Source organism: Paenibacillus sp. RC334 (genome assembly GCF_030034735.1).
GTDB classification, from domain to species: Bacteria; Bacillota; Bacilli; order Paenibacillales; family Paenibacillaceae; genus Paenibacillus; species Paenibacillus terrae_A.
Window position 1 is genome coordinate 5,816,066 of record NZ_CP125370.1, and the last position, 24,342, is coordinate 5,840,407.

The following is a 24,342-nucleotide window of genomic DNA, read 5'->3' on the forward strand; positions in this document are numbered from 1 at the left end:
TCCTTAGTTTATAGCGGCTGTCTAGCTCGCATCCGCATCATTCACCATGGTTCGAATGTAAAAGTATCCCATAAAAGAACACAGTAAAAACATAAACACTGCCATAGCGCTGGCTGTATGCGTCTCCTGATAGCTGGAAAATACCTGCTGCATTGCGACACCCAGCACCTGCGGCGAGTTGGCGCCAATCAGGAACGGAGCTGTGAAGCTGCCCATAATCCCCATAAAGATGAAGGTCACCGCAACCCACATCGTTTTGTAGGAAAGGGGTAAAATAAAGCGCCCAAACAGTTGCAGCGTGCTGGCTCCCGCGTCTCTGGCACTCTCCACAACAGCGTTTGGAATGCTGGCAAGGGCCGAGCTTAGCAGCATGGTGGCGAATGGAATGTTAAACCACAGATTAGCCAGCACCAGACCTTTGTAGTCGTAAATAATCCTCGGAATGGTTTCAATACCCAGCGGCAACAAAAGGCGTGCAGCCCAGCCATGATTGCCGTACATCGTAATGATCGCATAGGTTGCAATTACGCCGGGAACGAACATCGGGACAAAATACAATCGGCCGATCCATTTGACAACAAAACCTTTTCCAAATCGCAGATAAATCGCCAAAGCGTAGCTGATGACCAATGTGAGGGCTGTCGAGACCAGTGTGACATTGATCGTATATATAATGTTTTTTCGCATCGCAGGCTCCGTAAAGAGGCGGATATAGTTCGCCAGGCCGTAGCCCGTTCCATGCTGATCTATCAGGCTTTCCTTTACGGCATAGAGAATCGGAATAATGACGACGACCAGCAAAATGAGAAAAGACGGGATGACCAGGGCAAGCCCCAGCATCCCCCTTTTGGACGATGAACTCATGATTAACCGCCCGCTACTTCACTCTGCCAGCGTTTGTAGATTTCCTGCTGGAGCTCGCCGCTGTTAAAGCTACGGTATCCAGAAGATACACTGTTGAATTTTTCTTGCAATTCACTTGGCATCAGACTCCACTTAATCCCCGGATAGCCATACATTTTGTTGATGACCACCGTTTGCGCTTCTGGCGTCAGCACAAAATTCAGGAATTCTTGTGTTGCTTCTTTTTTGGAGGAAAGCGAAGGAACCATCAGATAAGACGGACCGCCTGTAAAAGCAGGGTCGATCTGTGTCAGCTTCACCGTGTCTGGAAGCAGACCTTTAGCCAGTTGTTCGAGCGCCATATCGGACCAGGCCGGAACCATGTCCACCTCTTCACTTGCCAAAATATCAAGCGTGCCTTGGTTCTTTTTCGGATAGACTCCCTTTTGGTACATCGAAGGACCCAGTTCCTTGAGCAACGAGAAGCCTTGATCCCATTTCTTCATATTTGCCGGATCATCACTGTTCATCGCCTCTGGAGGAAGGAAATTATAGATAACCGTGTTCACAAACGAGCTACCCGATCCACCCGTGGACGGGTCGTTATAAGCAAATTTTCCCGGGTGCTGACGAATCCACGTATACAGCTCATCCGCTGTTTTCGGAGGTGTCGCTACTTTTGCACTGTTGTAGGCGAGAACAACCGAAGAGGCACGGTATGGAATGGCCTGATTGTTTACTTGCTTGAGATACGTTTCATCTACATTCGCCAGGTTCGGAACTTTGGCGGTGTCTACCGTTTCCCACAGTTTTTCGCCTACCCCTTTGGTGATGTCATCCAGACTGCCTTCGTACAGGTCGATATCTGTATCGGTTTGCCCGCTCTTCTTGGCTGCGATCAGACGATCCAGTGTAGATGCGCCCCCGGTTCCCGCTGGCAAATACACCAGTTTGACCTTAACGTGATCATTTTTAGCTTCAAAGTCCTTGATTAACGTTTCCCACAGCTCTTTGACGTTCAAAGAACCGCCAGTGTACAAGGAGATTTCTGTCGTTCCCGTAGCTGCTCCCGCTTTCGTATCCTTGGCTTCCCCTGTAGCTGTAGCGGCATTACCACCGTTTCCACATCCAGCCAACAACGATAAGCTAAGCACCCCAGACAAAATCAGACCCATCTTCTTTTTCCCAAACACGTTGTTGCCTCCTTTAGATAGTTGCACAAGTTCGCAGCATCACCAGATGATGCGTTCATGATGGACATTGATGCGATGTAGAGGTTGATCGTGAATCTTCACTGTGCTGCTGGAAAAGTAACAATTTTACTGAAGCTGAATCTGATTTGCTCTCCACTGCGCAGATCGGCCGCCCGTTCACGTGGCACAAACATTTTCAGATGATCGGTACCGCTATCCAGCGAAACCTCCGCATAATGCCCGAGAATCATCACTTGCCTGATCGTTCCGGCTAGAGAGCCATTTTCTTCCGTCGTCAGAACAATATCCTCTGGCCTTACACCGACCATGGATTCACCGCTGTATTCATGCTCCTGCGCGAACGCAATTCCGCTCACGGACACACTGCGACCTGTACTCACCCCCTTTAATAAATTGATGCGACCAATAAAGCCCGCTACAAAAAGCGACTGTGGCTTGTCATAAATCTCCTGCGGTGACGAGAGCTGCTCAATCCGACCCGCATTCATAACGACGATCCGGTCGGAAATGGATAAGGCCTCCTCCTGATCGTGGGTGACGAACACCATCGTCATCCCCGTCTGGGTCTGGATGTCGCGCAGCTCCTCCCTCATCTCCATGCGCAGCTTGGCATCGAGCGCTGAAAAAGGCTCGTCCAGCAGCAATACATCCGGCTTTAGCAGCAGAGCCCGAGCAAGTGCTACCCGCTGCTGCTGACCGCCCGAGAGCTGCCCCGGCGTTTTACGCTCTGCCGTCTCCAGCCGAACCAGCGCCAGCGCCTCCTTCACCTGGCGGTCAATCTCTGCCTTTTTCACCTTACGAATCTTCAACCCGAAAGCAAGGTTGTCATACACCGTCATATGCGGCCACAAATTATAGCTTTGGAACACCATAGCGGTTGGGCGTTTTTCGGGTGGCAACTTGAGCACACTTTTACCCTGAATCTGAATGTCGCCACTGTCCGGGTCCAGAAAGCCGCCAATGGAGCGAAGCACGGTTGTTTTACCACAGCCGGAAGGACCGAGCAGGGTCACAAGTTCCCCTTTCATCACGTCAAGTGAGATGCCCTTGACTCCGTCTCCCGTCTTAAAGCGCTTGGTTAACTCACGAATGGATAATTGAATGGACATTAGCTTTGGCTCCTTTTTACCAATTGCATTATTTCACCTGGAATCCGCCAGCCAGCACGTCCGCACTTACGAAACGCCTTGCGGCCAGCAGCAAGATCACTGTGGGCAGAGTCAAAATGACGGAGAATACAGCACCCGTAGTACTCGGATAATCCGCAATAATGGAATACATAATGACAGGCATCGTTTTATAGTCTGGTGTCCCGACGAGCAGCGTTCCCTGCGCCTCATCTAATGAAGCGAGAAATGTAAAGATGGAAGCGACCACAATGCCGGGCAGCGCCATGGGGAACGTAATTTTCCAGAAAACCCGTAACGGTCCCGCCCCGGCATCCCGGGCAGATTCCTCTTGAGCACGATGGACGCTGCGGAACGCAGAGGAAGGAATCCAGGTCATGTACATCAGCGTGTTCACCATGTGGATCAATACAATGCCCGTAAAGGTGTTCATCAGCCCGAACTTGTAGAACAACACCGCGATAGACACGTACAGCCCCATTTTTGGAAAAGCATGCGTGAGCAAAAATGAAAACAAAAACCACTTACTCAGCGGAAACGAAATCCGCGCGAAGGCGTAGGCAGCGGGAACACATACGATAATCGAGCACACGGTAACCGTAATGGCGATCAGGAAGGATAGAGATATGGAGCTGAGCACATCATCCTGGGTCAATACAAATTTCCACCATTCCAGTGACAAGCTCTGTGGCAGCGGTGCAGGATACTGCCATTTTCCTGAAACCGCCAGCAGCAACAGGTTAGTCAGAGGCCCCAGGAAAAAAATGACGAAAATAACGAGCACGATGAACTCCACAATTTTGCGTGTGCCAAGTGAGCGAAGATACCAGTTCATAATTCATCCCTCTCAAGACGTCTAGACGTCCGAATCTCTTTCTATCTGGATTATAGAGAGGGTTTGTTATCACAAATCGACATGGGCGATAAGATTTTGTAAAGGGGAAGGAAATCAGAGGAACGGTTTTTACATAAAAAAAGGAGAGGGGGGCTTTTAACAGCCTCTCTCTCCTTGGTCGTGCAGGAATAGCTATGCATAACGCCTTAACAGATGAAAACAATTCTGCTAGCTTACAGGTAAATCGGAAGCACCTGGTTCGTTTGGTCACGGTTACGACCAACAGAGAAGATTGCAATTGGAATACCTGTCAGCTCAGATACGCGTTGTACGTAATTACGAGTAGTCTCAGGCAGTTCCTCCAGCGTTTTCACGCCAGTAATGTCTTCGCTCCAGCCTGGCAGTTCCTCGTATACGGCCTCGCACTCCGCCAGCATTTTCAAACTAGCCGGATAATGCGTAATCACCTCACCGCGATACTTGTAGCCTGTGCAAATTTTCACCGTTTTCAGACCTGTCAATACGTCCAGCGAGTTCAAGGACAAACCTGTAAGTCCGCTGACACGACGGGCATGACGTACAACCACACTATCAAACCAGCCAACACGACGAGCACGACCTGTAACGGTACCATACTCATGACCTGTTTCACGGATGTAATCGCCGATTTCATCATTCAGTTCCGTTGGGAATGGACCGTCACCGACACGAGTTGTGTACGATTTGGCTACACCAATGACCTGTTGGATCTTGGACGGGCCTACACCGGAACCGATACATACGCCGCCAGCCGATGGGTTCGAGGACGTAACGTACGGATACGTACCTTGGTCGATATCGAGCATAACGCCTTGCGCGCCCTCGAACAGTACCTTTTGATTCGCATCAATCGCATCATTCAACACAACAGACGTATCCCCTACATAAGGACGAACAAATTCTGCATACTCCAGGTATTGTTTCAGTATTTCTTCTACATCCAGCGGCTTGCCGCCGTATACTTGTTCAATCATTTGATTCTTCTCTTTTGTTTGATGGCGCAGCTTCTTTTCGAATTCCTCTGCATCCAGCAAATCAGCAATACGAATACCATTACGTGCAGCTTTATCCATATAAGCAGGGCCGATCCCTTTACGCGTCGTACCGATTTGGTTAGGTCCTTTGCGGTCTTCCTCCAGCACATCCAACGTGATGTGGTATGGCATAATAACATGTGCACGGTCGCTAATGACCAGATTTTTCGTAGAAAAGCCATTATCGTGAATGTAAGTAATTTCTTCAATAAGAGCGGCCGGATTAACTACCATGCCGTTGCCAATGACACACTTTTTATCTTCATAAAAAACGCCGGATGGAATCAGGCTCAGCTTGTACTTTTTACCGTCAATGAGAATCGTATGACCGGCATTGTTTCCGCCTTGGTAACGGGCCACCACTTCAGCGCTTTCCGCCAGATAGTCCGTAATTTTACCTTTGCCTTCGTCTCCCCATTGTGTTCCCACAACGACTACAGTTGACATGTTTCATTCCTCCGTGGAGTGCCCACAGACACTCTGATTTTGGGCTGACGCGCTACGTATATCTGACTTCAACCGCCTGAGCGGACAGATATAGAACGTTCTCGGACAGCAGGAAAAAACGTCCGTCGCAGACATTCCGTAGGTACGGAAAGCCCCGGGCGTAATGATCTCCCCACTGCGTTGAAGCAGCACTATAAGTGTAACAGCACCATTTTTTAAAGTCAAATAAAAAGCGAACATTATATCACATGAAAATAGTATTGTTCGTAATTGAGAGTTTCGGTCCTTATATGAAAACATATGAGCATGATATGTAAAAGGCCCTTCGACATCGCGCAAACCGCGTCGAAAGAGCCTTTTTTCAAATATATCATTCCGTTATCCAGCGAACGCATCCGAATGGGCACGCTCATAATTGGCGAATTTATTATAATTTTTGAGAAACACCAGCTCTACCGTACCGACCGGGCCGTTACGTTGCTTGGCAATGATAATCTCAATAATATTTTTCTTTTCCGTTTCCTGATTATAGTAATCATCCCGGTACAGAAACGCGACGATATCAGCATCCTGCTCAATGGAACCGGATTCCCGCAAGTCACTCATCATCGGACGCTTGTCCTGACGCTGCTCTACACCCCGGCTTAACTGGGAAAGGGCGATTACAGGCACTTCCAGCTCACGGGCAATTTGCTTCAAGGTCCGTGAAATTTCGGATACCTCCTGCTGCCGATTCTCGCCCGATTTCCCGCGCCCATGAATGAGTTGCAAGTAGTCGATCACGATCATGCCGAGTCCTTTTTCCGTCTTGAGACGGCGGCACTTGGCACGGATATCCGCAACAGTAATACCCGGCGTATCGTCAATATAGATCTCGGCCTCTGACAAGGCCGCAATGCCCATCGTCAGCTTCGCCCAATCGTCGTCGCCTTTAAAATCACCTGTCCGCATGACGTTCGCGTCCAGATTGGCCTCGGCGCAGATCATCCGCTGAACGAGCTGGGCCGCCGACATTTCCAGACTGAAGATGGCTACCGTCTCCTTCGCCCGAACCGCAACGTTTTGCGCAATATTCAGGGCGAACGCCGTTTTACCCACGGATGGACGAGCTGCCACAATGATTAGATCATTGCGCTGGAAACCCGCCGTCATCTTGTCCAAATCAACAAAGCCGGACGGAATCCCGGTCGTATTGCCCTTGTTCTGATGCAGCAATTCGACCCGGTCGAACACTTCCATCACGACATCGCGGATGGCAATAAAGCCGCTGCCCGAGCGCCCATTGGATATCTCCATAATCTTGCGCTCGGCATCGCTCAGCATACCAGCGACGTCCTCGCCGCCGCTATAGCCTTCGCTCACAATCTGCGTGGCTGCACGAATCAATCGGCGGAGCATCGCCTTTTCTTCAATAATCTGAGCGTAATAATCCACGTTAGCCGCTGTCGGCACCCCGTGAGCCAGCTTCGCCAGATAGCTGACGCCCCCGATATCCTCCAGCTGACCCTTGTCCTGAATTTTCGAGGTCAGTGTAACCAAGTCTATCGGCTGTCCGGATTCACCCAGCTCAATCATCGCTTCGTAAATCATCTGGTGAGCCTTATCGTAAAAATCCTCGGTCTGCACCCGCTCCATCGCTGTAATCAGTGCTTCGGACTGGAGCAAAATGGACCCGATAACCGCCTGTTCTGCCTCCAGATTTTGCGGAGGAATCCGATCGAAAAATTCGCCGCCCATAATTATTCTTCGGTCACCTGTACCTTCAGCGTAGCTTTGACCTCAGGATGAAGCTTAACGGTCATTTGAGTGACGCCCAACGTACGAATCGGTTCTTCCAGCTCGATTTTGCGTTTGTCCAGCTTAATCCCCGTTGCAGCGACCGCTTCCGCGATTTGCTTGCTTGTAATTGCGCCGAACAGTCGACCGCCTTCACCAGCTTTTGCTTTCAGCTGAACGGTTGTGGATTCCAGCTTTTTGCCGAGTGCCTGCGCCTCTTCCTTTTCCTCTTGCTTGCGCTTTTCCTCAGCAGCGTTCTGGTTCTCCAGCGTCTTCATATTCCCTTCCGTCGCCGGGCGGGCAATACCGCGCGGCAGCAGGAAATTCGCTGCGTAACCGTCCGATACTTCCTTAATTTGACCCTTCTTGCCTTGGCCCTTCATATCTTTAATAAAAATCACTCTCATTCAAATAACCCCTCTTCCCCATCAATTTCGGCCAGCACGTCGACCACTCTGCGTTTGGCTTCCTCCAGCGGACAATCCAGCTGAACCGCCGCATTCGTCAGATGTCCTCCGCCGCCTAGCCGTTCCATGACGACCTGTACATTCATGCGTCCGAGTGAACGGGCGCTGATCCCCACCAGGCCGTCAGGACGTTCACTGACCACAAAAGAGGCCAGTACATCCGTCATATTGAGTAATGAATCCGCCACCTGAGCAATCAGGAGCTGCGGTATCTTCTGTCCGGGCTCTGTCACCGCAAGCGCGATGTGCCCATATATCATTTTAGCATGCTTAATAATTTCCGCCTTAGCAATATATTCATCCAGGTCCTCTTTTAACAAGCGCTGGATCATCACTGTATCCGCCCCGCTACGCCGCAAAAAACCGGCAGCCTCAAACGTCCGCGAGCCTGTATGCAAGGAAAAATGCTTGGTATCCACCGTAATCCCTGCAAGCAACGATGTCGCCTCCAGCGGCGTCAGTTGAACCTTCTCATGAATATATTGCAGCAGCTCTGTCACCAGCTCACAAGCCGACGACGCATATGGCTCCAGATAAATCAAAACAGAGTCGTTAATAAACTCCTCGCCCCGACGATGATGATCTACAACGACCACCCTGCTCGCCGTCTGCACCAATTTTGGCTCAATTGTCATCGAGGCCTTGTGCGTATCCACCACGACCAGCAGGCTGTGCTCGGTCATCAACTGGAGCGACTGCTCCGGTGTCATGAGCGCTGCCGACAGATTCTCGTCCTTGTTCACCTGCTCCATCATCCGGTCGATGGACGGATTGGATTTATCCAGCACGATGTGCGCCTCTACGTTGTAGAGCGCTGCCGCCTTCCACACCCCGATGGCTGCTCCCAGTGCATCCATGTCCGGTATTTTGTGCCCCATGATCAGCACGCGGTCGCTCTCCTGCATCAGGTCACGCAGCGCATGCGCAATGACCCGCGCGCGCACCCGTGTACGCTTTTCGACAGCATTGGACTTGCCGCCGTAAAAAGATAGACGCTGTCCGGCCTTCACCGCCGCCTGGTCGCCACCCCGTCCGAGCGCCATATCCAGACTGGACTGAGCCAGCTCACCCAGCTCCTTGATGCTCTCCGCGCCGAAGGACAAACCGATGCTCAGTGTCATCGGCACTTTCAAATCGGCAGTCATTTCCCGCACCGTATCCAGAATGACGAATCGACTTTGCTCCAGCTCCTGAAGCGCCTTGTGATTCAGCATGATGAGATAGCGCTCGGATGACAAACGACGCAAATAAATATTGTACTGGTTCGCCCATGCTGTAATCTCGCTCGACACCTTCGCAATAAGCGCGGTACGTTGCTGATCGTCCATTCCCTGAGCAGCTTCATCCATATTATCAAGCATAACGATGCCGAGCGCCAGCCGCTCGTTCTCATACTGCTTGCGCAGCACCGCCAACTCCGTTACTTCATACAAATAAATCAGACGCTCATCCAGCACGATGAGGAACTGATAATAGCGCTCATCATGCTGTAGCTCTACCTTTAGCTCACGCACAGGCTCCTTCGTTTCCTTTTTGGCACCCAAAGCTCCTGCCAGCTGGGGAAAAAGGTCCTGGAGCGGCTCGCCTATCAGTGACTGGTCCTCGAACATTTCCCCAGCGAACCGATTGTGCCATTCTACCGTTCGATTTTCGCTGTATAAAATGATGCCAAACGGCAGTGAGCTGACCGCTTCCCCTTCCACCCGCTTGATGCGAAAGGAAAGGCCGCTGATATATTGATTCAGTTCCCGACGGAAATCCAATTCCGTCTTCAGCATCAGCCCGCCGAGCAAGAATGACAGCACCAGTCCCATCACACCCAGTTCCCAGTTATACATGGAAATACATATGACAAGCACCAGCAGCAGTAAAAACGCCCAGACAGTCTGATAGCCGTGCCAGCGTTTTTGTAGAAATTTAGGCATGACTGTTCACCCTATTTCTTTGATCTTGTAATAGCTTCACGCAGCGGAAAGGCCAAATCAATAATACCGATAATGCGGAGTGGCTGGAACACCAGAACGACGAGCGATAGCAGCACCGCGATCACAGGGCTCATGTTACGGCTATGCGTCCAGAAGTAAATAAATCCGATCGTCTGGATAATAAAGCACGCATGAATCAGCGGCAACATACTAACAGAAACCGCCTGAACCCAACTGCTGTCAGAGGACATGGCCACCCACTCAAACACAATCGCCAGCAGGTAATACCAGATGAGCGCGCGTGGCAGTCTCCATTCTCGGGCAGGCTTCATTTTGCGTACAGGCACATCAAGGCTACTCAATGCCGGACGCGTCAGAGCGTGCGTGATCACAGCCAGTAAAAACGAGGTCAGGATCAGCACATATGGAACTTTGCCGATCATCATCGTACCGAGTCTCTGTGTATCTTCTGCTGTCCAATTCATGCCAGGAAGCATCGGATTGCCATTTAGGATTTGCTGTACCAGATTTGCCGATATAGCAGCCTGATCACGAAGATACTGCGAAAGATCAAACCCGAAGGTATACGTAGCGATGAGCAATACAACCAACAACTCGGCTAAAATCACACCCGTTCCGGTCATCAACGCCTGAAAAGCAGGTGCTCCCTTTTTATATACCCGTCCCATTAACAAGGCGGGGATCAGAAAATAAATCGCGGGAAGCAGCAAATATACATCTTGTAGCGCTATAATCAACAGCACCGGTATGACATGAATCAGAAATCCCTTGAAAGGCAGCGATGAAAACAATACAACGCCAGGCACAATCAGCAAAAATACGGTAAAGATTCTTAAGGGTGTCAATAGAGACAGCAGCAGAAGCAAATAAATAACGCTCCATGCTACAGTTGCCAAGCGGAATTTCAAAGTTTTCACCTCTTACGCATATGTTCTTCCAGTGCGGATATGTCCTGATACCAATCCTCCAGCTGGTGTCCTTCTTTTCTGTGCTTTCTTAGCTTGTCGATGAGGAGATCATCCAATTCACGGTAAGGCACCCCAAGACGTCTTCCCAAAATATAACTGCTCATCATCAGACTCGCCAGACAATCGCCAATGCGGGCTGTACTGCCCTCCCACATCGCTTTAAACAGACGGGAAACCTGATCAAGTACCTCTGTTTTGAGCCATTCAATCACCTTGGCCCGTTTAACTACATCCATTTCTTTAGGCATATGATGAAGAGTCACACCCCTCTGAAAAAGCTTTATTCTCCATTATAGCATATCCTATTTTGAAAATAACTGTTACCCCATAGGATAAATAGTTATTTTCAAAGCAGCTATGCTGCTTGCTTTAGGATGACGAGTTAAGCGATTCTCTCGACACGAATTTTTCACAATATTCAATAATCTGGCTACGGCGGACAATGCCAATAAACCGTTCCATATCATCCACCACAGGTACAAAGTTCTGCACCTTAGCCAAATTAATTAAATCCTCCATATTGGCATCAATGGACACCGGCTTTATCGAAACCCGAAGCGGGACGTCCTTGAGCATAAACTTCGAAGCGTTTTCAAAGGTTATTTTCCCCTCAGATTCCTTCATATGCCACAGCAGATCACCCTCTGTAACCGTGCCGGTATATCTACCTTCCTTATCCAAAATCGGAACCGCCGTGAAGCGGTGATGCTCCATTCGCTCCAACGTTTGCCGTAAAGTTGCATCCGCCGTGACAAAAGCAACCTCTTGTTTGGGAAGCAAGAAAAAAGCGATATTCATGAGAAAAGAATCCCCCTCAAAATCAATTGTAAAATCAAATGATTACTCACTGAATGTCCTGCTTGTCGGGAAGCTTCAGCGTCTGCGGGGTTGTGCCAGAATCCAGCCAGTTTGCGATCATAAGTCTGGCGTATTCGAGTTCCTGTTCATTGGCCCGGTCATAATACAGGCCCTTTTTCTTGAAACCTTCCCCTGTAATCGTAAAGCTCGAAATTTGTGGTTGCCCCTGCGAAATGGCCTGCTTGCCAAGTCCTGTAATAAAAGTAGGCTCCATGTCCGTCTTGAAATTGGCTCCCATAATATCGAGCAGCTCCGGAATCTTGGAGATTCCGTTGATATTCAGCAGCTTATCCGCCATTGCATTCAGAAAAATTTGCTGCCGTTTGGTACGGTTAAAGTCGCTGTCTTCCCTATATCTAACATAATACATCGCTTCTTCGCCATTATAAAGCGGCTTGCCCGCCTCGATGCGGAACTTGATATGCAGCGGATTTTTATTCTCAATCGGCTTATCGATGGGAAGCTCAACCCCGCCCACCGCATTTACAGCATCCTGAATACCCTGGAAATTAATCGTAGCATAATAATCGGCCTTATGCTCCATCAGCTTCTCTACCGTAGCTATGGACATATCCTCGCCTCCGAACGCATAAGCATGCCCCAACTTATCAAAATCATCCTCACCGTCATGATTTGGATCATGTCCGACAATCTGGACATACGTATCCCTTGGAAGGGAAACCAGAAGCACACGCGATTCCGCAGGCCGTACAGCCGCATAAATAACCGTATCCGAGCGGCCACGCGCCTTCTCGTTCGGCCTTTGGTCCGTACCGAGCAGCAGCACCGAAAACGGCTCTTTCCGATAAGCAACCGGCTCCGACTGCTTCTGTCCCTCCGATTGGCGCGGCTGAAAGGACTTCTCCAGCTTGCTCTCCAACGTCGGAGATACGAACCAGTCAAAGGCCACCAGCGTCAGCTGTTTACGGAACAGATATCCTCCCACCGCAATCAGAAACAAAACAATACATGAAATATATAGAGCGGTAAACCTTTTTTTATTCTTAGGCTTGCCGCCTGTCCTTCTCCTATGTCTTCTCTCCATAACAGGTTCCTTCCTTCTTTACTTCGATAAATCCCATCTCTTCATTAAACCGAATTTGGCTCTTATGAAGCGGAAACTTCCCCCCACAGCATAAAAGGTCTGCTACCTTGTTGTCAAAAAGCGTAACATACTGAAAAGTACACATACAGAAAAACCATCTATCGCTCCTCTTGAACTGTGACCCTATTTGTGGACACATAAAAGAAAAGAGTTAGATTATGCTGTTAATAGATGGTTCCTGTATTCATCAGGAGTCATCTTTTTTAATGTCCATTGATACCGATCGGTGTTGTAGTAATCCATGTATTCATTAATGCGTGCCCGTAATTCCTGGAGAGTAACGCTGTCCCTATACTCGAGTTCATCCTTCATATGACCGAAGAAAGACTCCATGGAGGCATTGTCCCAGCAGTTACTCTTTCGCGACATGGACTGCTGGAAGCCTATCTCTTTAACTCGAGCTTGGAACCTCGGATTCGTGTAGTGAAAACCTTGGTCAGAATGGATGGTGGCTTCGGGGTGAATGTTGCCATCCAGTCGTTGAATCAACCTGTCCAAGGTTCGATCTACGATCGTCATTTCTAAGGACGAGGATACATAATGAGCAAGAATCTGTTTGCTTGCACCGTCCTTTACACAGGACAAATACGCACATTGCCCCTGACCATAGTGCAGGTATGTGATGTCTGTGAGAAAGACTTTCTCCGGCTCGCCCTGGTCAAACTGACGCTTAAGGTGATTAGGGAGTGTCTGGTGCTCTTGTGTGGCCTTTACAAGCTTACGGTACGGATTGGCCTGGCGTATCTTGGCCACCAACCCGTATTTACGCATGATACGGCGAATTTTCTTATGGTTCATGATGACGCCACTCTTATGCTCCAAGCACATTTTTAAAACAAGTGCTCCCACTTTCCCATTACGTTTTTCAAAATGTTCCCTGATGAGTAACAGATCCTGTTCGTCTGCTTCTTCTCTCAGCTGTCGTGCTTGTTCAGCGGCTAACCACCGGTAGTACCCGCTTTTACTGACATTCGCCATTTTACAAAGATGATGAGTCATCTTCTCAAGTTGATGCTTACGGATGGTACGATGGATGAGTTCGAAGCGCTCAGAGGGTGTCAGCGTTGGTTCTGCTGGGCTTGTCTCTCGAGCGCCTCGAGCTTTTTTAGGAAGTCGTTCTCCGCTTCCAGGAGCTTTATCCGTGCCTCAGCTTGTGCAAGCTTCTTCTCCATCGACTGTTCTGCTGCGGGCCTTCCCGTGCTGCCTTTTCCTCGTTGCTCTTCCAGAAGACCTGCTTCACCTTGAGAAGCAAAGGTTCTTCTCCAACGTTTTAAGCATCTATTCGGATTCTCCCGTCCGATCATATCTAAGTTGAATCCTGCCTCCCTGAAGATTTCCGCAGGAGTTTTCCCCTCCTGATAGGCCTTTAGAGCTGCCAACTTGAATGTGGGTTGGTAAGCAATAGAACGCTCTGTAATATGCAATACGTTAGTATTATCCTCCATCTGGCGGATCTGACTTTCACTAAACCTTTGCTCACCGGTAGACCAACGGTTCCCCATTTTGTATCCCCAACCTTTCGTGTATACCGATTATAAACGCAAAGAGACCCGAGAGAGGTCACTTTTTTTCAAAGTGTCCATCTTTCGGGTCACAGTTCATCTAAAGGGGTAGATGGTTTTTCTGTATGTGTATAATTAAATGGAGCCTGCGCCTAATCCGAGTACCTTGTCCAGATAACGCAGTGCTGCTTCTTTATTGCCGGACACTTCTGTCTCCCGCCGCTGGTCCTGAGCATATTTCAGCCTCGCTTCTTCAGCCACCTGCTGCTCCATCCCCTGTGGAACAACCACGACGCCGTCAATATCCCCGACAATCCAGTCTCCGGGTTGGATACTTACTCCGCCAACCGATACGGGTACATTCGTTTTGCCTCCACCATATTTATTGCCCGAGGCAATCGTAGTCCCTCTGGAAAAAATGGGAAAGTTCAGCGTTCGGACCCCCTCAATATCGCGAATCACGCCGTCCACTACAATCCCCTGCAACCCCAGTGTCTGCGCTAATCCTGCCACAAAATCACCCGCCACCGCACGGCTGGTATCTCCCTTGGCGTCAATAACCAACACATCGTCGGGGTTAGCTTCCCGAATGGCCCGAAGCACGGCCAAATTATCTCCCGCAGGTATAGTCACGGTAAATGCTCTGCCTGCAATCTTGCAGTGCCCGTGTATCGGCTTAATATCATAATCCAGATTGGTTAATCCGCCCAGAACATCTGAAATACTGGTTGTCGGAAGCTCCTTAAATGGTTGGTCTATGCTCGACATATCGTTCTCTCCTCTTGGTTGCTTTTGGTTGTTTATGGTGAAGCCACGCGTGTATGGCGGTTTACCGGGACAGGTAAGCCCAGATGCTCCCGCAGCGTGCTGCCCTCGTACTCTGTCCTGAACAACCCGCGATTCTGAAGTTCAGGGATTACACCGCCCACAAATTCATCCAATCCACCCGGTACATAAGGCGGCATAATATTAAACCCATCGGCGGCATATCCCACGAACCATTGCTGGATGTGATCTGCAATTTGCAGAGGCGTGCCCGTCACAATGCGGTGCCCACGCGCTCCGGCAACCTCCTTGTACAGCTGGCGCAACGTGTACCCCTTATCGCGTGCAAGCTTGAGCAGCAGTTGAGGACGACTCTTTCGCCCGTCCGCTTCCGGAATATCCGGAACCGGTTCATCCAAAGAATAAGCCCTCATATCATACTGAAATCTCTCTGACAAGGAGTCGTAAGCGAAGGAGTCATCAATAAAGCTTTGCAAATATTCATATTTTTCATGAGCTTCCTTCTCTGTGGCACCGATAACCGGAAGCAATCCTGGCATGATGTGTAGATGCTCAGCGGTACGACCGTATTTGGGCAGTTGTGCTTTCAGATGACTGTAGAACTGCTGTGCATCCTCCAAGGATTGCTGTGCCGTAAACACCACTTCACCAATCCGGGCAGCGAGATCCTGGCCCGGGCCAGATGATCCTGCCTGAATAATGACTGGATGGCCTTGAGGACTTTGCGTGACATTAAGCGGCCCTTTTACGGAGAAAAATGTGCCTTCATGATTCAGCTCATGCAGCTTGCTCTTGTCGATGTACTCTCCCGTTTCTTTATTCACAATGTAGGGCTGCTGTTCCCAGCTATCCCACAGCCCTTTGACGACCTCGACAAACTCCGCAGCGCGTTCATACCGCAAATGATGATCCGGGTGATCTTCCCGCGAAAAGTTTTTGGCCGCTTCAGGTGATGAGGTTGTGACAACATTCCATGCTGCTCGCCCCTGGCTCAGTTGGTCCACAGATGCTAACAAGCGGGCGATATTAAAAGGATCGTAATATGTCGTTGAGGCTGTGACAGCAAGACCGATCCGGCTGGTGACCGTAGATAAGGCAGCCAGCAATGTAATCGGCTCAAAACGGGCGATGACGGATGCCGCAGCATCGGGAGACGTGATCAGACCATCAGCGAGAAAAACCATATCCAGTTTGGCCCGCTCGGCTGTTTGAGCCAGTTGCTTGATTAATTCAAAATTTTCACTTCCCGATTGGGCATCTTTGTGCCGCCAGCCCGATGTATGGTGACCGGCAGCCTGAATGAACAATCCGAATTTCAGTTTTCTTCCTTCGCTCATGTATGAAGAACTCCTTTCCCCTTCTGTAACTTGGCAGCAAATTGATTCGTCGGCCGAGATAGACCGAGATTCTCACGCAGGGTTCTTCCCTCATACTCCGTATGGAATAATCCTCTGCGTTGGAGCTCAGGCACGACAAGGCGAGCAAAATCCTCCAGCCCGGTCGGCAACTGCTGCGGCCGGATTACAAAGCCGTCACAGGCTCCCTGACTGAACCATTCCTCCATCTCGTCGGCAATCTGGACAGCCGTCCCGGCAAAGGTACGGTGGCCATTGCCCCCCGGAAGCCCTTTCGATCAATTGGCGAATCGTCAGCTTTTCGGTTTCGATCATATTTTTCATTAATTCAAACCGACTCCGGTTCTCATTAATGGTGGCAGGGTCAGGCAACTGCGGAACCGGACCATCCAGCGGATAGGCGGACAAATCCACCTTCAGTCGGTTAGACAACCGCTGTAGCCCAAGCTCGGGTATAACCGACTCGCGCAGCTCAGCCTCCTTCTCTCTCGCCTCAGATTCGGTAGCTCCGACGATCAAGCTAAAGCCCGGTACGATTTTGACATCCTCCGGATTACGTCCGTATTTCTCCACTCTCGATTTCACGTCAGCATAGAACGCCTGTGCATCCTTTAACGTCTGCTGGGCCGTGTAGATCATTTCTCCCGTCCGGGCGGCCAGTTCCTTCCCATCCTCCGACGAACCCGCCTGTGCCAGCACCGGATAGCCCTGCGGAGGGCGTGGAAGATTCAGCGGACCTTCGACCGAGAAGCGCTCGCTTTTATGGCGAATCGCATGGATTTTGTCCGTATCGGCATATAGTCCCTCGTCTTTGTTAAACAGCAGCGCATCGTCTTCCCAGCTATCCCACAGCTTGGTCGTCAACTGTACAAATTCCAAGGCCCGTTCATAGCGCTCCGTATGCTCAAAATTCTGCTCTCTGCTGAAATTCAGATGCGTGTTGCCGATGCCTGTCGTCACAATGTTCCAGCCTGCACGCCCCTGACTCAAATGATCCAGCGAAGCAAACAGACGGGCTGTGTGAAAAGGTTCTGTATAAGAAGTAGATACCGTAGCCACCAATCCTATGCGCTCCGTTACCGCAGCTAAAGCCGCCAGCAGCGTATACGGCTCCAGACGGTTTAATGCCTGATGCTTGACTTTCTCGCCCAACTCGTAAGAATCTGCCAAAAATATCGTATGGAATTTGGCTTGTTCTGCAATAAGCGCCATCTTCTTATATAAAGAAAAATCTGTTACCCCCGCCGGCTCTGCCAGAGGATGCCTCCACGCGGTTTCATGAAAGCCTGTACTATTCATAAAAAAATTCAAAATCATTTGACGTTGATAACTCACTTTCCCTCACCTCACACTCTGGTTCATTTGAGTTTCCGCATTTGTTCCTGTATGTGTTGCTTACATCGTCACTCACATTGGAAAATGGCAGGCTACGCCATGCCTGTCTTTATGCTGCTCGAAGACTGGAATCTGACTTTTGCAAATATCCTGAGCCATTGGACAACGAGTATGAAAGCTACAACCGCTTGGCGGGTTGATCGGACTTGGAATGTCGCCCTTCAACAAAATCCTCTCCTTGGTTTTCCGTGGATGAGATACAGGAATGGACGACAGTAATGACTTCGTATACGGGTGCTTGGGGTGAGCAAACAGCTCATCCCTCTGCCCCATTTCAACGATCCTGCCCAAATACATGACAGCTATATGTTCACTGACGAATTTAACGGAGGCAAGACCGTGAGCAATGAAAATATACGTTAGCTGATATTCCTTTTGCAGCCTTTTCAATAGATTTAAAATCTGAGCCTGAATCGAAACATCGAGCGCCGAAACCGCCTCGTCACAAACAATCAGCTTTGGATTTAGCGATAATGCCCGGGCGATTCCGATCCGCTGCCGCTGTCCACCACTGAATTCGTGCGGATACCGATTCAGGTGATGCTCTCCCAAGCCGACAATTTCCATCAATTCGCTAATTCGCTTTCTTAACTGCAATCCTTCTGTTTCCCCGCGAATGATCAGCGGCTCTGCGATAATATCCTTAATTTTCATTCGTGGATTCAGAGAAGCGTAAGGGTCCTGAAAAATGAGCTGCAAATCGGCACGAACATGACGCAATGTCTTACCGCTCATCCCTGTCAATTTACGCTGGTCGAACCAGACTTCACCGCCTGTCGGCTCCTGCAATTGTAAAATCATCTGTCCCAGCGTCGTTTTCCCGCTACCTGATTCACCGACAATACCCAGCGTCTCCCCCCGGTTAACCGAAAAGCTAAGACCGTCCACCGCTCGAACATAACCGGTTTTGCGTGATAACCATCCTGTTTTTACTGGGTAATATTTTTTCAAGTCCTTGACCTCAAGCAAAGGCTTCTCTTCCGAAATGGCCAAGCTCATAGCACCTCCCCTTTAGCGCCGGGATAAAAGCAACGCACGACATGACCTGCCTCCACCTGTTCCAGCTCTGGCTTGTCCAACATACATCTGGTTGTCGCCACAGGACAACGTGATTGAAAGGCACACCCTTTCGGAAGCTGCGACAGTTGAGGTACTGTCCCGGGGATCGAATATAATTCCTCCTGATATCCATCCATTTGGGGTAGCGAATGCATCAGACCTATCGTATACGGATGAAGCGGACGGTCAAACAAATCAACTGCATACGCTTCCTCCACAATTTCACCGGCATACATTACCGCAACCCGGTCTGCCATTTCAGCCACCACGCCCAGATCATGAGTAATCCAGATGACGCCCATCTCCAGCGTGTCGCTCAGTTGTCCGATTAGATCCATGATTTGCGCCTGAATGGTTACATCCAGTGCCGTTGTAGGCTCATCCGCAATGAGCAGCTTGGGGTGGCAGGACAAGGCGCTCGCAATCATGACTCGTTGTCTCATACCGCCCGATAATTGATGAGGAAAATAATGAATGACCTTTTCGGGATGGGAAATGCCGACCAGTTTCAGCATCTCGATGCTTTTGAGCCTGGCCTCCTGTTTACTCAATCCCGTATGAGTTCGTAGTGATTCCGAAATTTGGCTGCCGATCGTAAACACGGGATTCAGCGAAGTCATAGGCTCCTGAAAAATCATCGAGATTTCGTTACCGCGAATTTTACGCATTTCTTTGGGCTTCAGCTCCAACAAATTACAGCCTTCCAGTACAATTTCGCCGCCTACGACCTTCCCCGGCCGATCTATCAATCCAATGATGGACAACGAGGTCACGCTTTTGCCGCTGCCTGATTCACCGACAATACACAGCGTTTCTCCCTTGGCTACATGGAACGATACCCGATTGACTGCCGGGACCACACCAGACTTCGTCATGAACGAGGTCTGTAAATCCTTGACCTCCAGCAACATTTCCGGCATTCTATCTCTCCTTTCCTGCCTATGCCGAACCATCAACTGACCTGCTATACATCCAGCTTGGGATCAAGCCAATCCCTTAGCCAATCTCCGACAAATATAATGGCGAGCACGGTAATCGTAATAGCAATACCCGGAAAAGTAGCCACCCACCAGCTTGTAGCCAAATACTGGCGCCCGTCACTCAACATTCCTCCCCACGATACGGCAGGCGACTGAATGCCCAATCCAAGGAAGCTCAAAGCCGCCTCGGAAATAATCACCCGGCCTATGCTAAGCGTAGAAATGATAATAAAAGAAGAAATCACATTAGGCAGCACATGTACTCGTATGATTCGGAAATCATCAGCACCGGCCACTCTTGCCGCGCGTACATAATCACGTTCGCGTACACTCAGAACCTCACTCCGTACCATTCTTGTATAGCTCACCCAGCCCGTTATCCCAATGACAAAAATCAGCGTTCCCACTCCCTGCCCGAGCACCAGCATGAACAACATCATAAACAGGATCGTGGGTATAGCCAGAAAGGCATCTACAATCCGCATAATGAACGCATCCACCCAGCGGCCGTAATATCCCGAGATCAGTCCTAGAGTAATGCCAATAGCACCCGAAATACCTACGGAACAGAAACCCACGATTAGCGAGACACGCGACCCGTACACGATTCGGCTCCAAATATCTCTGCCCAAACTATCTGTCCCCAGTAGAAATTCAGTCGTTCCTCCTGCTATCCATGCCGGTGGCAACAACTTCCGCGCGATGTTGGTCTGAGCCGGATCATGAGGGGCAATCACGGGTGCAGCCACAGAAATAGACACAATAATGACAAGAACAATCAGGCCCAGAATGCCTGTCTTGCTCTGAAACAGATAGCTCAGACCCCTCCTCAGCAATCCTTGTGTACCCACGCTTTGTACGGGCAAAGCAAGAGCAGCCTTGGATTGTACAGATTCAGACATACTCATACCACCCCATTTCCTTTTTATCCGACTATTCTTTCAGCTTAATATCATCTGCATAGAACATCTCGTCCACACGTGGAGTAAGCTCCACCCGGTTACTGACACCATAATTGAACTTGTTCTGGTACAAGAAAATTCGAGGGCGATCCACCGCCAGAATCTCCTGTGCTTTTTGGTACTGCTCTGCTCTCTTCTGATCATCCAGATTGGTAGCAGCGTCTTTCAGAAGCTTGTCGACCTCCGGGTTGCTATAATCGGTCTGGCCTTTGGCATTTTCCGTTGTAAATACTTCCAGCGGAAGTGGTGACTCAAACATGGAGTTGCCTTTACCCTGGAGCGCCAGTTCCTTAAAGGTATTGGAGTTATCCCGTTGTTTATATTGCGTCTGTTCCAGAATTTCAAGCTTCACCTTGAAGTTGACCTCTGTCAAATATGCAGCGATCGTCTCAGCGACCTCCTTCGTACTGGCCGGACTGCTCAACGTCAGCTCCACCCCATTCGGATATCCTGCTTCCACCAATAATTGCTTGGCACGTTCAGGATTATAGACATTCGTATTGAACAGCTTGGGTTCATGTCCCAGGATACCCGGGCCAATCGCCTCCTGTGTGGGAACTCCTGCCCCACCAAGTACATTGTCTACGAGTCCCTTCTTATCAATAGCCAGTTCAATAGCTTCCCGCACTTTGGGATTAGCGGTTACGACTCCGGGTGTCTGACGCACCAGCAAGCTTTGGACCCGCGCGCTATCCTTATCAGTATAGTAAGTTGATCCGCTATCCTGTACACGCTGGATATCCCCCGGCGGGATGATGACAGCAATATCAATAGCGCCTGTCAACAGCTCGGATATACGGGTCGTGGATTCAGGAATCGTACGGAACACCAGACGATCCCATTGGGGCTTGTCTCCGTAATAGTCTGTATTTTTGACCAACTCCACACGGTCGTCCTTAATCCATTTATCCAACTTGTACGGGCCTGTGCCCACCGGATTTCGGATGAATCCTTCTACACCCTGTTTTTGAAAATAAGCTGCTGGCAGGATCCCTGAGCTAATTCTGCTTAAGCGACCCAACAGAATCGGGTCAGGTCCTTTCGTAATGATGTCCACAGTATAATCATCAATAACGTTCACCTGCTGGATACCGGAATAAGATGAATAATCCACGAGCGATTTATCTTTGGCTACGCGCTCCAGTGTAAACTTCACATCTGCGGCGGTGAATGGATCTCCGTTATGAAACTTGACTCCCTTCCGCAGCTCGAATCTCCATGTCTTGTCATCCGTCCGCTTCCAGGATGTAGCGAGCCCCGGTAGTTTTTTTTGTGGATCATTGCCATCCTTCTTCACCAAATATTCAAATATATTGACATGAATTGATTCTGTCTGCGTATTTCCATGATCATGGATATCGAACGTTACGTTATCAATCGTGTTGCCGATCGTCAGCGTCTTTTCCTGTACCGAACCGTTCGTACTGGTGCATCCCGTCACCGCCAAAACTAACATCAGCCATACCCAAGCTATTTTCCGCATCCTCTTCTACCTGCCTCTTCTATTTTTCTTCGAGTTCCCCGAAAACTTATTTTTTCCACTTGTTTAGTTGGTTTAAAATTTAAAAAAATAGAGCCTTCGCTATTATTCATTGTACTTAATACGAGGATCCAGAACTTTATAGGCAATATCCGTAATGACCGTGATCAGAATGACCATAATGGCTACTACGAATACCGAAGCCTGAATGATCGCCATATCATGAGTATTAATTGCCTGCACAATCAGTTGCCCCATGCCGGGCCAGGAAAATATAGTCTCGGTCACCAGTGATCCACCCACCAAATTAGTGAATTGCAGCCCGGTTATCGTCACCACCGGAATTAATGCATTGCGGAGGGCATGCTTGTTAATCACGATCATTTCCCTAATTCCTTTGCTTCGAGCGGTTCGGATATAGTCCTGTCCGATGATTTCCAGCATACTGGAACGGATTAATCGGGTCATTTCCGCTGCTATCCCTGTCCCCAATGTAATCGCCGGTAAGATCAAATGAGACAAGCCCCCTCTTCCAGATACCGGAGTCCAGCCCCAATGAACAGCTACGACCAGAATCAGCATGATGCCTACCCAAAAATTCGGCATGGCTTTACCCAGTACGGATACACCCGAAATGAAGATATCAATGAAGGAATTACGCTTCACCGCAGACCATATCCCCAGAGGAATAGCGAGACAGCAAGCAATAATCATCGATGCAACCGCTAACTCAAAGCTGGCAGGCAACCTCTCCAGAACGATAGGCAACGCAGGTTCACTGTAACGGAAGGAAGTACCAAAATCCCCTTGTACCAAATTAGACAGAAAAATATAATACTGCACATACAGCGGCTGATCCAGACCAAGCGCCTCCGTCAATATCCTCCGATCCTCAGCTGTTGCCGTATCTGGTAGCATCATCGCCACCGGATCACCTGTTACATGCACAAGAATGAATACAATCAGTGTGATAATAAAAAGCACCGGTACCACTTGCAGCAACGTTTTTCCAATATACTTACTCACGGATTCACATCCTCTATCAACTAATTCCGGCCTTCCTTCTCATTCGCCTCCATCGAATATAAAAATATTAAATAAACTTTACTCATAGGTTTAATGAGATTTTAGATTAAAAATAACGCCCTATTCCAGCCGACTGTATAGACGGTCAAAATAGTGCTGCCTCCGTTATGCTTACTACTACTGTAATATAGAAACCATATCCGTTAAAATCGAATTTTCTGATGCCCCGCCATATCAAATAGCTATGACAGTTCTTATCCATCACCGTATGTTCTGAAAATCCAGATCTTTGACAAAGCTCACAAAAGCCTTCACCACGTTCAATTGCAACGACTCCCCATGGTAAAACATCCACGTATTGCGGTGGACAGGCTTCCCTTCCTGATTCTTCATTTCCACCTTCGTAATATCCTCTTCATCAAAATACATACTCGGCATAATCGCATAGCCCAGACCATTCATGACCATCTCCCGACAGGCGTCCACCTGATCTACTTCCATACCTACCAAGGGAGGCACCGAATAATTCTCAGCCCACCAGTTGTCTATGGATGCTTTCAATACATAATCCGTACCATAGTCAATTCGGGGTCGATTGGGCAGATCGCTCAGATCAATTTCACTTTTAGAAACAATGCACAGGGTGTCCTGAAATAAAAAATGCTTCTCATCTTTCCATGAATAACCCCCCCCGGATAAAGCCAATATGAATATCTTGATTAAAAATCAATTGATGGATTCTTTTACTCTGCCCCGCTATGACTTTGAATTCGACATCAGGATAACGCTCCTTGAACATTTTCAGAACCTTGGGCAGCTTATTTTTAGTGAAAAAGAAGCCCGCTCCCAGCCTTAACGTCCCGGTAACCTTCTCTTCCATATTGAGCAGATCATCTTTTATCTTTTGATATTTTTTCAACATTTCTTCGGCAGTCAGCGCCATATATTCCCCTTGGGGAGTGAAATTAACCCCCCGCCTTCCCCGCTGTACAATCGTAATGCCGAACTCCTTTTCAATATGCTGGAGCCGACTGGTCAAAGCAGGCTGTGACATAAACATGCTCTGGGCTGTTTTCGTAATATTTTTATGTGTATATAAAGCCTGTAATAGATGCCAATCCCGGTCTTCCATACCCAT

At 49.1% G+C, this 24,342-nt stretch carries 20 protein-coding genes and 2 pseudogenes; all 22 read right to left on the reverse strand.

All coding sequences use genetic code 11. From position 1 onward, the window contains the following. Positions 1–21: 21 nt before the first annotated feature. Entirely contained in the window at positions 22–864 is an 843-nt protein-coding gene (locus QMK20_RS26625) for an ABC transporter permease (RefSeq protein ID WP_283653996.1), read from the reverse strand. Positions 865–866: 2 nt separating this feature from the next. Then, positions 867–2,036, reverse strand: a complete 1,170-nt coding sequence (locus tag QMK20_RS26630; protein WP_283653997.1) for an extracellular solute-binding protein — start codon at positions 2,034–2,036, stop codon at positions 867–869. A gap of 98 nt (positions 2,037–2,134) precedes the next feature. Then, positions 2,135–3,166: an ABC transporter ATP-binding protein gene (locus QMK20_RS26635; RefSeq protein WP_044648128.1), complete on the reverse strand. Its 1,032-nt coding sequence runs from the start codon at positions 3,164–3,166 to the stop codon at positions 2,135–2,137. Positions 3,167–3,194: 28 nt separating this feature from the next. Further along, positions 3,195–4,019 (reverse strand): ABC transporter permease, encoded by an 825-nt coding sequence (locus QMK20_RS26640; protein ID WP_149096164.1) that lies wholly within the window; start codon positions 4,017–4,019, stop codon positions 3,195–3,197. Between the two features lie 233 nt (positions 4,020–4,252). Continuing rightward, positions 4,253–5,539, reverse strand: a complete 1,287-nt coding sequence (locus tag QMK20_RS26645) for an adenylosuccinate synthase (RefSeq protein WP_044648129.1) — start codon at positions 5,537–5,539, stop codon at positions 4,253–4,255. 378 nt (positions 5,540–5,917) lie between these two features. Next, a complete protein-coding gene (gene dnaB / locus QMK20_RS26650) occupies positions 5,918–7,276 on the reverse strand; it encodes a replicative DNA helicase (RefSeq protein ID WP_014278975.1) in 1,359 nt (452 codons plus the stop codon). 2 nt (positions 7,277–7,278) lie between these two features. Beyond that, positions 7,279–7,722 carry a 50S ribosomal protein L9 gene (gene rplI / locus QMK20_RS26655; protein ID WP_014278976.1) on the reverse strand — a complete coding sequence of 148 codons (444 nt, stop codon included), beginning with the start codon at positions 7,720–7,722 and terminating at the stop codon, positions 7,279–7,281. Further along, on the reverse strand, positions 7,719–9,707 hold the full coding sequence (locus QMK20_RS26660; protein ID WP_014278977.1) for a DHH family phosphoesterase: 1,989 nt from the start codon (positions 9,705–9,707) through the stop codon (positions 7,719–7,721). The genes rplI and QMK20_RS26660 overlap by 4 nt, the downstream gene beginning before the upstream one ends. Before the next feature lie 11 nt (positions 9,708–9,718). Then, entirely contained in the window at positions 9,719–10,636 is a 918-nt protein-coding gene (locus tag QMK20_RS26665) for a DUF2232 domain-containing protein (protein WP_044648131.1), read from the reverse strand. Between the two features lie 5 nt (positions 10,637–10,641). Then, entirely contained in the window at positions 10,642–10,944 is a 303-nt protein-coding gene (locus QMK20_RS26670) for a MazG-like family protein (protein ID WP_283653998.1), read from the reverse strand. A 121-nt stretch (positions 10,945–11,065) separates the two neighbouring features. Then, a complete protein-coding gene (locus QMK20_RS26675) occupies positions 11,066–11,494 on the reverse strand; it encodes a CBS domain-containing protein (RefSeq protein ID WP_283653999.1) in 429 nt (142 codons plus the stop codon). Between the two features lie 46 nt (positions 11,495–11,540). After that, the gene (locus tag QMK20_RS26680) at positions 11,541–12,599 is read right to left on the reverse strand and encodes an LCP family protein (RefSeq protein WP_283654000.1); all 1,059 of its coding nucleotides are present in this window, start codon (positions 12,597–12,599) and stop codon (positions 11,541–11,543) included. Between the two features lie 216 nt (positions 12,600–12,815). Then, a protein-coding gene (locus tag QMK20_RS26685; protein ID WP_283654001.1) for an IS3 family transposase occupies positions 12,816–14,161 on the reverse strand; the annotation gives its coding sequence in 2 pieces (ribosomal slippage) (positions 12,816–13,777 and positions 13,777–14,161; 1,347 coding nt in all). Between the two features lie 135 nt (positions 14,162–14,296). Further along, positions 14,297–14,929, reverse strand: coding sequence for an RraA family protein (locus tag QMK20_RS26690; protein WP_283654002.1), 633 nt, complete (start codon positions 14,927–14,929; stop codon positions 14,297–14,299). A 32-nt stretch (positions 14,930–14,961) separates the two neighbouring features. Beyond that, a complete protein-coding gene (locus tag QMK20_RS26695; RefSeq protein WP_283654003.1) occupies positions 14,962–16,284 on the reverse strand; it encodes an LLM class flavin-dependent oxidoreductase in 1,323 nt (440 codons plus the stop codon). Then, positions 16,281–17,619, reverse strand: a pseudogene (locus QMK20_RS26700) (LLM class flavin-dependent oxidoreductase). The gene QMK20_RS26695 and the pseudogene QMK20_RS26700 overlap by 4 nt, the downstream one beginning before the upstream one ends. 90 nt (positions 17,620–17,709) lie before the next feature. Then, positions 17,710–18,696, reverse strand: a complete 987-nt coding sequence (locus tag QMK20_RS26705) for an ABC transporter ATP-binding protein (RefSeq protein ID WP_283654004.1) — start codon at positions 18,694–18,696, stop codon at positions 17,710–17,712. Beyond that, the gene (locus tag QMK20_RS26710; protein ID WP_283654005.1) at positions 18,693–19,676 is read right to left on the reverse strand and encodes an ABC transporter ATP-binding protein; all 984 of its coding nucleotides are present in this window, start codon (positions 19,674–19,676) and stop codon (positions 18,693–18,695) included. The genes QMK20_RS26705 and QMK20_RS26710 overlap by 4 nt, the downstream gene beginning before the upstream one ends. 44 nt (positions 19,677–19,720) lie before the next feature. Then, positions 19,721–20,638 carry an ABC transporter permease gene (locus QMK20_RS26715; RefSeq protein ID WP_283654006.1) on the reverse strand — a complete coding sequence of 306 codons (918 nt, stop codon included), beginning with the start codon at positions 20,636–20,638 and terminating at the stop codon, positions 19,721–19,723. Between the two features lie 31 nt (positions 20,639–20,669). Further along, entirely contained in the window at positions 20,670–22,181 is a 1,512-nt protein-coding gene (locus tag QMK20_RS26720) for an ABC transporter substrate-binding protein (protein WP_283654007.1), read from the reverse strand. Between the two features lie 102 nt (positions 22,182–22,283). Then, positions 22,284–23,204, reverse strand: coding sequence for an ABC transporter permease (locus QMK20_RS26725; RefSeq protein ID WP_283654008.1), 921 nt, complete (start codon positions 23,202–23,204; stop codon positions 22,284–22,286). Between the two features lie 261 nt (positions 23,205–23,465). Next, a pseudogene (locus QMK20_RS26730) lies at positions 23,466–24,336 on the reverse strand (LysR family transcriptional regulator). Between the last annotated feature and the right edge of the window lie 6 nt (positions 24,337–24,342).

Coding starts and splice junctions, on each gene's coding strand:
- QMK20_RS26645 (WP_044648129.1), bottom strand. CDS start 5,539: ATGTCAACTGTAGTCGTTGTGGGAACACAATGGGGAGACGAAGGCAAA.
- QMK20_RS26680 (WP_283654000.1), bottom strand. CDS start 12,599: ATGGAGAGAAGACATAGGAGAAGGACAGGCGGCAAGCCTAAGAATAAA.
- QMK20_RS26705 (WP_283654004.1), bottom strand. CDS start 18,696: ATGAGCTTGGCCATTTCGGAAGAGAAGCCTTTGCTTGAGGTCAAGGAC.
- QMK20_RS26695 (WP_283654003.1), bottom strand. CDS start 16,284: ATGAGCGAAGGAAGAAAACTGAAATTCGGATTGTTCATTCAGGCTGCC.
- QMK20_RS26640 (WP_149096164.1), bottom strand. CDS start 4,019: ATGAACTGGTATCTTCGCTCACTTGGCACACGCAAAATTGTGGAGTTC.
- QMK20_RS26660 (WP_014278977.1), bottom strand. CDS start 9,707: ATGCCTAAATTTCTACAAAAACGCTGGCACGGCTATCAGACTGTCTGG.
- QMK20_RS26625 (WP_283653996.1), bottom strand. CDS start 864: ATGAGTTCATCGTCCAAAAGGGGGATGCTGGGGCTTGCCCTGGTCATC.
- QMK20_RS26675 (WP_283653999.1), bottom strand. CDS start 11,494: ATGAATATCGCTTTTTTCTTGCTTCCCAAACAAGAGGTTGCTTTTGTC.
- QMK20_RS26710 (WP_283654005.1), bottom strand. CDS start 19,676: ATGCCGGAAATGTTGCTGGAGGTCAAGGATTTACAGACCTCGTTCATG.
- QMK20_RS26635 (WP_044648128.1), bottom strand. CDS start 3,166: ATGTCCATTCAATTATCCATTCGTGAGTTAACCAAGCGCTTTAAGACG.
- QMK20_RS26720 (WP_283654007.1), bottom strand. CDS start 22,181: ATGCGGAAAATAGCTTGGGTATGGCTGATGTTAGTTTTGGCGGTGACG.
- dnaB (WP_014278975.1), bottom strand. CDS start 7,276: ATGGGCGGCGAATTTTTCGATCGGATTCCTCCGCAAAATCTGGAGGCA.
- QMK20_RS26670 (WP_283653998.1), bottom strand. CDS start 10,944: ATGCCTAAAGAAATGGATGTAGTTAAACGGGCCAAGGTGATTGAATGG.
- QMK20_RS26690 (WP_283654002.1), bottom strand. CDS start 14,929: ATGTCGAGCATAGACCAACCATTTAAGGAGCTTCCGACAACCAGTATT.
- QMK20_RS26715 (WP_283654006.1), bottom strand. CDS start 20,638: ATGTCTGAATCTGTACAATCCAAGGCTGCTCTTGCTTTGCCCGTACAA.
- rplI (WP_014278976.1), bottom strand. CDS start 7,722: ATGAGAGTGATTTTTATTAAAGATATGAAGGGCCAAGGCAAGAAGGGT.